The sequence below is a fragment of the Methylosinus sp. R-45379 genome (assembly GCF_001644125.1).
Taxonomy (GTDB): domain Bacteria; phylum Pseudomonadota; class Alphaproteobacteria; order Rhizobiales; family Beijerinckiaceae; genus Methylosinus.
The window spans coordinates 1-11,245 of sequence record NZ_LUUM01000319.1; the positions used below are offsets into that span (position 1 = coordinate 1).

5 protein-coding genes and 2 pseudogenes are annotated in these 11,245 nt (G+C 60.7%); 5 read left to right on the forward strand and 2 right to left on the reverse strand.

Features of this window, described 5'->3' with window-relative positions; genetic code table 11:
- Nucleotides 1-318 (reverse strand): annotated as a pseudogene (locus A1351_RS24235) (transposase); the annotation flags it as partial.
- Nucleotides 312-1,127, reverse strand: a pseudogene (locus A1351_RS23475) (IS1380 family transposase); the annotation flags it as partial. The pseudogenes A1351_RS24235 and A1351_RS23475, both read right to left, overlap by 7 nt.
- A 269-nt stretch (nt 1,128-1,396) precedes the next feature.
- Between A1351_RS23475 and A1351_RS24240 the strand changes: the two are divergent.
- From A1351_RS24240 to A1351_RS23505, 5 genes are all read left to right on the forward strand, one after another.
- A complete protein-coding gene (locus tag A1351_RS24240; protein WP_083967482.1) occupies nt 1,397-2,350 on the forward strand; it encodes a UDP-glucuronic acid decarboxylase family protein in 954 nt (317 codons plus the stop codon).
- A gap of 131 nt (nt 2,351-2,481) precedes the next feature.
- Nucleotides 2,482-3,786 (forward strand): UDP-glucose/GDP-mannose dehydrogenase family protein, encoded by a 1,305-nt coding sequence (locus A1351_RS23485; protein WP_064034081.1) that lies wholly within the window; start codon nt 2,482-2,484, stop codon nt 3,784-3,786.
- A gap of 1,228 nt (nt 3,787-5,014) precedes the next feature.
- Nucleotides 5,015-5,974 carry a GDP-L-fucose synthase gene (locus A1351_RS23495; protein WP_064034083.1) on the forward strand — a complete coding sequence of 320 codons (960 nt, stop codon included), beginning with the start codon at nt 5,015-5,017 and terminating at the stop codon, nt 5,972-5,974.
- Nucleotides 5,975-6,217: 243 nt separating this feature from the next.
- Nucleotides 6,218-8,455, forward strand: coding sequence for a glycosyltransferase family 1 protein (locus A1351_RS23500; protein WP_064034084.1), 2,238 nt, complete (start codon nt 6,218-6,220; stop codon nt 8,453-8,455).
- A 134-nt stretch (nt 8,456-8,589) separates the two neighbouring features.
- Nucleotides 8,590-11,142 (forward strand): glycosyltransferase, encoded by a 2,553-nt coding sequence (locus A1351_RS23505; RefSeq protein ID WP_198162472.1) that lies wholly within the window; start codon nt 8,590-8,592, stop codon nt 11,140-11,142.
- Nucleotides 11,143-11,245: the final 103 nt, after the last annotated feature.

Sequence of the window (11,245 nt, forward strand, 5' to 3'; positions counted from 1 at the left end):
GCGAAGGCGCGGTCGAACCAGAGTTTCAGCCGAAACGGCGCCGCGTCGTCTCTCGCCTCGACGCCGTAGGCGACCTCGCGCGCCAGATGCGCGAGGCAGGCCTGCTTGACGGTCGGCGTGGCGCTGCTGGGCGCTGTAGCGATCGGAGAGCCATACCTTCGGCCGCGCGCCGTTCATGGTCCGGCGCACGACCTCGGCGGAGCGGGTGAAATCGGCTTCGTGCACGACCGCGCGATCGCAGCGGAAAACCCAGTGATCCGCGTTGACGCCTTCGATGCGCATGCCGGTTTCGTCGCTGGCGACGACATCGGCTGTCCGCGCGCGCAGTAGAGACTGTCGTAGAGCCATTGCGGCGCGCCATATGGGAGATTGGTGACGACAAAGCGGATATCGAGGCCGAGCCGCGTCGCTTCGATGCGGGCGATCGCGCGTCGTTCCCTGTCCCAGGACTTGGCGCGATGGCGCGTCTCGGCATAGCCGCGCACGACGTCCTTGTCATCGAAGGCGCGCTCGACGCGGACAGCGTCCGCCGTCTCGTCGACTTTCTTGGACAGCGGCTTGGTTCCGGGAAGGCCGAAGACGTAATCGACGCCGTGATCTTCACACCAGACCATCGCCTCGGGCCGCGCATAATGCCCGTCGCCGCGAAACAGGATGCGGGTCGCCGGCCAAGACTTGCGAATATGCCGCACGAGCCGGCGCAGATGCGCTCTCACCTCGACGCCGGACGGCGTCTTGCCCGGGCGCAGGATCATGGCGACGGGGCGGCTCTTCTGCGTGTCATAGATATGGATCGGCAGAAAGCAGCGCTCGTCATAATGGGCGTTGAACAGCGACAATTGCTGATGGCCATGCGCGATGTCGCATGTGTCGTCGATGTCGAGCGTGACGGAGGACGGCGGCTCGTCGTAGGAGGCCATCCATTGGTCGACGAGCGCATAGGTCAGGTGGATCACATCGCGCAGGGCTGGCGCGTTCTCGAGCCGCGACAGCGTCGGCTGCGAGGCGAGATCGCGGCCCGTGTCGGGCAGGCGTCCGCAGGCGAGCTTGAACGCCGGATCGGAGCGTAGAAAGTCGAGATCGTCGGCGTCCTCATAGCCGCAGCCGATCGCGAAGATGCGGGCGCGGATCCGCCCCGCATGCCCGAGGGCCGACCTCGGCCAAAGCCCCGTTTCATCATGATACAGGAGACAAGCCGCTGTCCTTCGCCGTCAGGCTCGGGACGGGGGCCATTACGGCATCTAATGACGCACACCTCCGCGCTCGGCGAGGTCCTACGACACTCGATGCGCCAAGTTGCATGGATTGCTACGGGATGATATTGGTCTAGTGGTAGCGCTTATTTTTACCGCAAAGATGTCTTTGCAGTAAGCATCATGAAAAACCGGGGCAGAAAATGACAGGCCGAAGAATTTTGGTTACGGGAGGGGCCGGGTTTCTCGGATCACATCTTTGTGAACGCCTCCTGAAGACTGCAGGAAACGAAATTATATGTGTCGACAATTTTTTTTCTGGACAACGTAGAAACATCGAGCGGCTCCAATCAAACGCAAACTTCGAATTACTTCGCCACGATGTCACGCACCCGCTGTTCGTCGAGGTGGACGAAATTTACAATCTTGCTTGCCCCGCATCGCCTATTCATTATCAGCTCGACCCCGTTCAAACAACAAAGGCTAGCGTTCTTGGCGCAATAAATATGCTTGGCTTAGCCAAGCGCTTGAAGGCCCCGATCTTCCAGGCGTCCACATCGGAGGTATATGGCGATCCAGTTGTTCACCCGCAGCCAGAATCCTACTGGGGCAATGTCAACCCGCTGGGCCTTCGTGCCTGCTATGACGAAGGCAAGCGTTGCGCTGAAACACTGTTTTTCGACTACCATAGGCAGCACCGACTGAAGATCAAAGTCGTACGTATCTTTAATACCTATGGTCCGCGCATGCATGTCAAGGATGGACGCGTTGTTTCCAACTTTATCATCCAAGCATTACGTGGCGAACCGATCACAATCTACGGGGACGGAAACCAGACACGCTCATTTTGTTACGTTGATGATCTTATCGAAGGATTTCTAGCCATGATGAACTCTGCTGACGAAGTCACGGGACCGATCAACATCGGGAACCCAGGTGAGTTCACTATCCGCCAGCTCGCGGAGCTCGTCATAGACCTCACAGGCTCTAAATCAACACTGGTATTCGAACAGCTTCCATCTGATGATCCTAAGCAACGTCGGCCAGATATTACTATAGCCAAACAGTCGCTCGGCTGGTCGCCGAAGGTCTCATTGCAAGAAGGTCTTGTTCGCACGATTGCCTATTTCGAAGAAGTTCTAAAAAGCAGACGGTAGTGCCGCGCCAGTGGTCGATGTCCTGGCGGCTCCTGCATACGATGCTGCTTTACAAGATCAAGCCAGGATGCGTAGAACACTCACGTGCTCGTGTCGGGCGCGGGCTCACCAATTACCAGGACTGTGGAACCATGCATATTACAATGATCGGATCGGGCTATGTCGGCCTCGTTTCCGGTGCCTGCTTCGCCGATTTCGGCCATGTCGTGACCTGCGTCGACAGCGACGCCTCCAAAATCGAGCGCCTGCTGCGCGGCGAGATTCCGATCTACGAGCCCGGCCTCGACGAGCTCGTCGCCAATAATGTGAAGCAGAACCGCCTGTTCTTCACCACCGATCTCACTCCGGCCGTGCGCGGCGCGGACGCCGTCTTCATCGCCGTCGGCACGCCCTCGCGCCGCGGCGACGGTCACGCCGACCTCTCCTATGTCTACGCCGCCGCCGAGACCATCGGCCGCGCGCTCGACAAATTCACCGTCATCGTCAACAAATCGACGGTTCCGGTCGGCACGGGCGACGAGGTCGAGCGCCTCATCCGCGAGGTCAATCCCAAGGCCGATTTCGCCGTCGTCTCCAATCCCGAGTTTCTGCGCGAGGGCGCGGCGATCGAGGATTTCAAGCGCCCGGACCGCGTCGTCATCGGCGTCGAGGACGAGCGCGCCCGCGAGGTGATGTCAGAAATCTACCGGCCGCTGAGCCTCAACCAGCCGCCGCTGGTCTTCGTCGGCCGCCGCACTTCCGAGCTCACCAAATATGCGGCCAACGCCTTTCTCGCGACCAAGATCACCTTCATCAACGAGATCGCCGATCTCTGCGAGCGCGTGGGCGCGGATGTGCAGGAGGTCGCGCGCGGCATCGGCCTCGACAATCGCATCGGCTCGAAGTTCCTGCACGCCGGGCCGGGCTATGGCGGCTCCTGCTTCCCCAAGGACACGCTCGCCCTGCTGAAGACCGGACAGGATTACGCCGCACCGCTGCGCATCGTCGAGACGGTGGTGGCGGTGAATGATTCCCGCAAGCGCGCCATGGCCCGCAAGGTGATCTCGGCGCTCGGCGGCTCGGTGCGCGGCAAGAAGATCGGGCTGCTCGGCCTCGCCTTCAAGCCCAACACCGACGATATGCGCGACGCGCCCTCGCTCGCCATAGTGGCCTCGCTCGCCGGCGACGGCGCCAAGGTCTACGCCTATGATCCCGAGAGCATGAGCCAGGCAAAGCCGCTGATGCCGGAAGTGACCTTCTGCGAGGATCCCTATCAGACGGCGGAAGGCGCCGATGCGCTGGTCATCGTCACCGAATGGGACGCTTTCCGCGCGCTCGATCTCGACCGCATTAAGACGCTGCTGAAGACGCCGGTGATCGTCGATCTGCGCAACGTCTACTTCCCCCCCGATATTCGCAAGCACGGTTTCGCCTACGTGAGCGTAGGACGTAGCTGAAGTTTCAGTTGGCGGACTGTCGCACAACCATGACTCCGCGCTTCCTTCAGCGGTGCCGTCGTGGATCGAGCGACTGCTCAACCGGCGGAGCTGGTCGTGACGTAGATCAAAGCGATCGAACGGCAGGGGGCCGACGAGGTGGTGCCGCAAGATGTGCGACGATGGAGTCGGCGTCTCGCCGTCCTCCGCTTTGCTACGGCCCGCGCCGCCGCCGCCCGATGGGCGCCGGACTCTGGTGCAGGCCCGCTCTCATGGCTCGGCTTTCAGGGACCGCACCGCGGGGAACAAACCGGCATCGGGCCGGCGAGACCCCCGGCCCAGAAAATCAGGATCACGATCATGACCAAGCGTCCCCAAACGTCCGCTGCGAAACGCAATAAGCCCGCTCGCCCCCAGATCTCCCTCAAGGCCGCGCGCCTCCTCTGCCCCAACGACGCGACCGCGACGAACGTCGCCGCAGCCTTCGCCCTCCGCGTCCAACAGGGTCATTGCAATTCCCTTTCCGACTGTCGCGGCGGCGCGGTTCTTTCCGCCCCATCGCTCCTACGAGCCTCGCGCGACCCTGCGCGTATCTGAAGCTGTCACCCCCTCAAAATTCCGACATCGGCCTCGTCCTCGACAAGCATACCAATTTTCGCCTCGCGACCTGTGTCTTTTCCTCCTTCTCCGCAGCCGCCGTTGTCGTCGCCACCGCCGTCTGAGCCCCGCCCACAGGAACGAACGCCCGCCCCGCCGCCTCCACAATAAGAGGCTGCGCCAGCAGTTGCCGTGACGCATAGTTGCGCCGTCGCTCGGCCAGCGCGTCCCGCGCCGCCCGTTCCGCCGCCACGTCGCAACAAACGCGCGCCCACACTTTCCTCACCGAGCGAGTCGTTGGAGCCTTCCCCCTCGCCCCGACAACCGTGTCGCGCGCGATCCGCGCGGGCGATCTCTTCGCCAGGCGGGTTCTTCTGCTTCTTGATCCTCCCCTCGACGTAATCATAATGCTCGCTCAGCCACCGGTAGACGTTTCCATGCCCCCGAGCGGCTGCGGGCGTGCTTGGTGGAACTCGCCTGGTTCTGGCTGCGCTTCCAGCCGGACAGCACGCTGTTCCACCTCACAAAACCAAGCTGATCAATAGGCGTAAGCAATTTTTTGTTTGCGCTCCGGGACGTATCTGCAGTAGAAATTCCACGGCTCTATTCCGAGAATGTGGGCGAGCCCTAGGCCGGAGAGGGGTAGTCATAAATGGCGGACACGCGCCGAGTGTGGGTTGCAGGACACAAAGGTATGGTCGGTTCCGCCGTGACTAGGCATCTTGAGGCGAAAGGAGAAGTCGTCCTCAAAGCGGACCGTTCGGTGGTTGATCTACGCAATCAGATCGCCGTGGAAGTTTGGCTGAAGCAAAATCGCCCGGATGCGATCATCTTCGCCGCGGCGAAAGTCGGCGGCATCTACGCCAATGATACTTATCCGGCCGACTTTATCTATGATAATCTCGCCATCGAGACCAACATTATTCACTCCGCTCATGCAGCGGGAGTAAGCCGTCTGGTCTTTCTCGGATCGTCCTGCATTTACCCGAAATTCGCGCCACAGCCGATCACCGAGGATGCGCTGTTGACAGGCCCGCTGGAGCCGACCAACGAGTGGTACGCGATCGCGAAAATCGCGGGCATCAAGCTATGCCAAGCCTATCGCAAGCAATATGGCCGCAGCTACATTTCCGTAATGCCCTGCAACCTCTACGGGCCGAATGATAATTTCGACCTGCAGACGAGCCATGTGCTGCCCGCACTGATTCGCAAGTTCCACGAGGCCAAAGCGGCTAAGCGCGACGAGGTCGTCATATGGGGTACCGGGACTCCGCTGCGGGAATTTCTGCATGTCGACGATCTCGCGCGTGGCGTCGTGTTCTGCCTCGACCATTATGATGGCTATGAGCACATCAATTGCGGCGCTGGATCCGAGGTGACGATTCGCGAGCTCGCGGAGACGGTGCAGCGCGCTGTCGGCTTCTCGGGCCGGCTGGCGTTCGATTCGTCGAAACCCGATGGAACGCCGCGCAAGCTGATGGATTCGAGCCGGCTTCGCGCGCTCGGCTGGGCGCCGCAGGTTTCCCTCGAGGACGGCGTCGCCGACGCCTATCGCTTTTTCCTCTCCAGGGAGAAAGCGGCCGCCGCCCCGGTGCTCGACCCGGTCACCTGAAGCGCGCAGCGAATTCTCGCTAGCCGAGCTTCGAATTATTCGGTCGGTGGAGCTGGCCACGCCGCATTATCGATCGACGCTGCGAATCTATGTTTCTCCTCTCGCTGGTCGCGAGCGAACCTCTGTCATGAACGAGTTGACTTGATGCAATATCGATATATTAAAAGGTAAAATCAACGACTTGAGGTTTACGTGTCGATAGGTGAATCAACCCGAAGTCTCGTCACTTCAGCCTTCCGATCAATGAACCTCGGCAAGTTCATCACCCGCTTTCCGCGCAGCTTCGACATCGTCCCTCTGCTCGATCTAGAAGCTGGTGTGGTTACGGCCGGCGAATGGAACGTCACCGGCGTCGATCCACAATTCGATCTCGCCGGCTTCGGCTTGATCCCACTCCCCCCTGGCACTTATGCGATACGCGCGATCGGCGGTGCCGGACTACATCGGCTCGGCGAGGCCTCGTTCTACATCGACACAGGATCCGGATTTTCCGAGGCAGAACGACTTCCCCTCCGCTTCTTCGAGGAGCCGGATGGCGGCTTCACTGCCTATTGTCGCCTCGTCAAGCCGATCACGCGAATACGTTTCGATCCAGCCGACGGCTCGAGGCCGACGTTCTCGCTCCTCGGACTCGCATTCGAGCCGACAGCCTCCGAGGCGGAAGCTGCGCGTCTTCGGCGCGAAAATGAAGGTCGTGTCCGCCTGCTGATGAATCTGGTGCGCTTGCTGCCAGAGACCGAGGGTGCCGGCGGAGCCGGCCGCCTCTGCAAAGCCTATCTCACACATTTGCCGGAGTTCGTCTCGCTGCGCGTCGCCGCCCCACCGTATCACGCCGATCTCGCTCACCGCTACCCGAAGGCCGAGTTCGTTGTCGTGACCGCCGATGACACAGAACAGATGACGCAACATCTCGAATGGTGCGACTGCTATTTCGACCCGCTGAACGCGCTACGGCCAACCTATATTCCCAAGCATGTGCCCGTGCTCGGTTGCGTTCTCGATTTGCAGCACATGCATCATCCGACATTCTTCTCCGATACGGAGAATGCGATGCGTCTACGCGAATACGGCTACGTGTTCGATCGCGCCGATCTTCTCGTTGCCATTTCTAATTTCGAGAAACGCAACTTCGAGCAATTCTACGGCGTTGACGGCATCCATGTGGCTCATCTCAGCGGCTTCATGGCCGAGGACGCTGGCCTGTCGCGAGAAGACATCGCCGCCGCACGCGCCCAGAGCTGCGACGCCGGTCGCTATCTCATTTATCCGGCCGTGCCCTGGGTTCACAAGAACCACGAGATCTTATTGCAGGCCATCGCCCTGCTCCGCCGGCGAGGCCTCGACGTTCCAATCATGCTGACCAACACGGGCGCGAAGAAAGATCGCGTCGCAGAACTGAAAGCAACGGCCGCGCAGCTCGGTATCACGGACCTCGTGCGAACCGAATCCTTCCTCCCGGAATCGACGCTGCTTCATTATTTTGTCCATAGCGTCGGCCTGGTATTTCCGTCGCTTTACGAAGGTTTCGGCATTCCCCTCGTCGATGCGATGAAGCTCGGCGTTCCGATTTTGACCGGGACATCCTCGGCGATCCGAGAGATCTGTGGCGACGCTTGCGCCTATTTCGAGAACGAAAGAAACGCGATCGCTGTGGCCGACGACATAGAGCGCTTTTGGCTCGACGAGGACCTTCGCCGTGAGCTCGCCGAAAGAGGCTTTGCGCAGGGCGAAAATTTTTCGTCACGAAAAATGGGCGAGCAGCTGACCGGGGCCATAGAGAGTCTCGTCGAACGCAAGAAGCGCGGCGCGGCCGCCGATGCGATCTTTCCACGGCGCGAGAAACGCTCCGCGATCATCGAGCATCTCGCCGTCTTCGCGCTCTATCTCGCTCCGCTCGGCGTGGACGAGACAGCGGCCTTGCGCGAGATCGACGATATAAATCGCTTTCATGCGCATCTCTTCGGCGCACAGGCTCAGGTAACGGTCGGCGTCGACATATCCTTGCTGAGCGACGAAGCGCTGCGCGCCCTATTCGCGAAGGCGCGTCGATTGATCGTTCTCGACTCGTCCAAGCCCCACGCGCGCGAGCTCGCGACGCGCGAGTTCAGCCGTCGCTACAATGACGCGCTCTATCAGCTCGTCACCATTCTGCCGCGAAGCGCCTCCCTCTATCGGGCCGATATCATCGACGCGCTTTTGATGGGTCTCGATCTCAATCCTTCGGCGACGCACGGGCAGCTCGACGCCGGCGTCGCGAATATCACGCTCGATCCGCCGCCGACGGAAATCGATGGCGTCCTGCAATATGAGGCGCATCGCAGAGACAGCTTCACTGTCGTCGATGCGGTGATCCGACGCGGCGGCCCGCTCGGCGACCTGCACAATGGCGACATCGCCTATCTCAGCGCGTTTTGCACGCGCGGAACGCGTCTGCGCTTTCCCGGCTGCGTGTCTTTCTCCGACTCTCAAGCCGGTCACTGACAATGAGAATGGCAGATCTTTTCCTTCGACGCGATTTGGCGAACCTCGAAGGCAACGCGGCCCCGGCCTCGAAGTGCCTCAGCGCGAAGCCGGCCGCGCCGCAAAAAAATGGGCGGATCTACCCGATCGTCGGCGTGGTTACGCCGGTCCGCAATCGGCGCAATTGGACGCTCGGCTTTGCGCAGAGCATGAGAAAGCAGAGTTACCCTTTTTTTCGGCTCTACATCGTCGATTCCGGCTCTACCGACGGCACGCCGCAGGCGCTCCGAGCGCTCGGTGCGAGCGAAATCACCGTCATCGACGACCCGGATTGGCATTATTGGACGGCGGCGACGAATTCGGGAGTGTCGGCAGCGCTGAAAGACGGCTGCGACTATATCCTCACACTCAATGACGACGCTATCCTGCCCGATGATTTCATCGCCAATATCGTCGAAGGGGCGCTCGAAAGCGATGCGCCCATTGTCGGCAGCGTGATCTCCTACGCTAATGAGCCGGGTCGGCTCTGGGGCGTTGGCGCATATAATAACTGGGAGAGCGGCGCCTTCGTGCAGACCGGCTTCGCCAATCTTTATGAGGACGCGCTCGACTCGAAAGAGCGAGTGGGCGTCGACATGATCGAGGTCGACTATCTGTGCGGCAATGGCACGCTCGTGCATAAATCCGTCTTCGAGATGATCGGTCTTTATGAGCAGCGCAACGCGCCGCACTATCATGCGGATAGCGAGTTCACCATGCGCGCCGAAAAGGCCGGCCTACGGCGTCTGATCGCGCTGCGCGCGCGACTCTACAACCGCTTTACGATCGATGGCGACGGCCCTTTCTCGAAGAAGAATATGAAATTCTTCTCACTACGCTCGGCCAATTTCGTGCGCCCGATCCTGCATATTCTGAAGGAATATTGCCCAGCAGAGCACCGCACGCGCGCTTTCGTTTTCTATTACGGGCGCTATCTCTCGTTATTCGACGCGCGCACGCGATCGAAGCTGTTGCGCGCCGTCAAATTCATGACTTTGTCGATCGAAGAGAAAAAGGCCTTCGTGCCGCGCCTCGTGCCGCCTGTCGATCCGGCCTTTCTCGCCTGTGACGATCTCGACATTCTCCTATCTCTTCCGATATTCGAGTTCGTCCTGCTCGCCTACGCCTATATTCTTCAACGTGGCTGCGGAGACGATGAATTGCATGGCTACGCGCATGCGGTCAGCACCGGAAAATCGCGCGAAGCGGTCATTGCGGAATTCACCGGCTCGGAGGAATATCGCAGTCGGCCCGATCGTCCACTGATCGCGGAGCTGGACATTGCGCTTTCAGCGCCGCAGTTCGGTAGAGCCGACGCAGATGCTGAGCAGAAGATGTCCGACTCGCAATTTTCGCTGGCCTGCCTGATAGCGGCGCAACGCCGCATTCCGACCCGCGGCGCGTTTATCGACGCGCGTCGCCTAGTCGAGGCGAGAGGACGCGCAGCCCTCGTCGAGGAGCTACGCGCCGCTCTCGCCGGCGCGGCGTCACGCAGCTTCGAGGCCCTTGCCGAAACGGTCGCAAAGCTTTCGATGGAGACGCCCGCATCAGAGGATGTGATCGTCGTCTACGCCAATATCGACGTTCTCTGCATGGCCGTCGTCGATCCGAAGGCGCGAACCGGCGTCTATCGCTACGTGAAAAATGTCCTGAGCGAGCTGCTACGCGATCCTCGAGTCGACCTGCGCGTCTTCCATTCGCAATCGCTGCAGCGCGAGTGGAGCATGCTCGTCAAGGCCGAGCCACATTGGCTCGAGCGCGCGGCGCATCAGACAGATGCGATCCCGCCGCGCGCCATCGTGCTGCTGCCTTATTTCCCTGCAGAAGCCACGCCGTCGCGTTTTGCGGCCTTGCCGCGAAGCATAATGGTGCACGATCTGTTTCCGCTTGAGCGGCCGGAATGGTTCGACGCGGAAGCCGTGTCCACTTTCCAGCGTCAGCTGCGTCAGCTGCTGACGGCGGATCATATCTTCTGCAACTCGCGCGCGACGCAACGTCAGCTTCTCGACGCCTTGCCGAGCTTGCGCGCATCGACCTCCGTCGCTTATCTGGCTGCAGATGAGAGCGCGCGGGCGTTACGACGCGAGCTGCGCAAAATCATCCATTTGCCGCGCAATGCGCGCTATCTGCTCTGCGTCGGCACGATCGAGCCGCGCAAAAATCTGCTCAACGCCCTTGCCGCCTTCGCGCAGCTCGCGAACAGGCCGGAGGTTCGTGATCTGCACATGCTGATCGTGGGCCAGGAGGGATGGAAGGTCGATCTCACCGAGCTGGAAAAATCCGCCGCCGATGCGATGAAGCGGGTTCATTTTCTCGGGCGCGTGTCGGAAGAGGATCTGTGGACGCTCTATGAAGGCGCGATCTGCACGGTCTTCCCATCGCTCGCAGAGGGCTTCGGCCTGCCCATTCTGGAATCCTTCATCTGCAGCACGCCGGTCATTACGTCGCGCGGCTCGAGCACGGAAGAGATCGGCGGCGACGCCGCTCTGCTGATCAACCCGCTCGATCCGTCCGACATCGCAGCAGCGATTATGCGCATCGCTACCGATACCACGGAGCGGAGACGGCTGAAGGTGGAGGCCCTCCGCCGCGCGCAGGAATTCTCCTGGGCGCGCTGCGCCGATGCCCATATCTCCGAGTTCGAGCGCTTAACGGCAAAGCAACAATAAAAGCGCGTGCCGCATTGCCTCGCGAGAAATGTTCCTGAATGCTGAGCCGGTGCCTCACGTAATCTGCTCCCGAAGCTGGAAGGAGGTTCGACCGCGCCTTCGC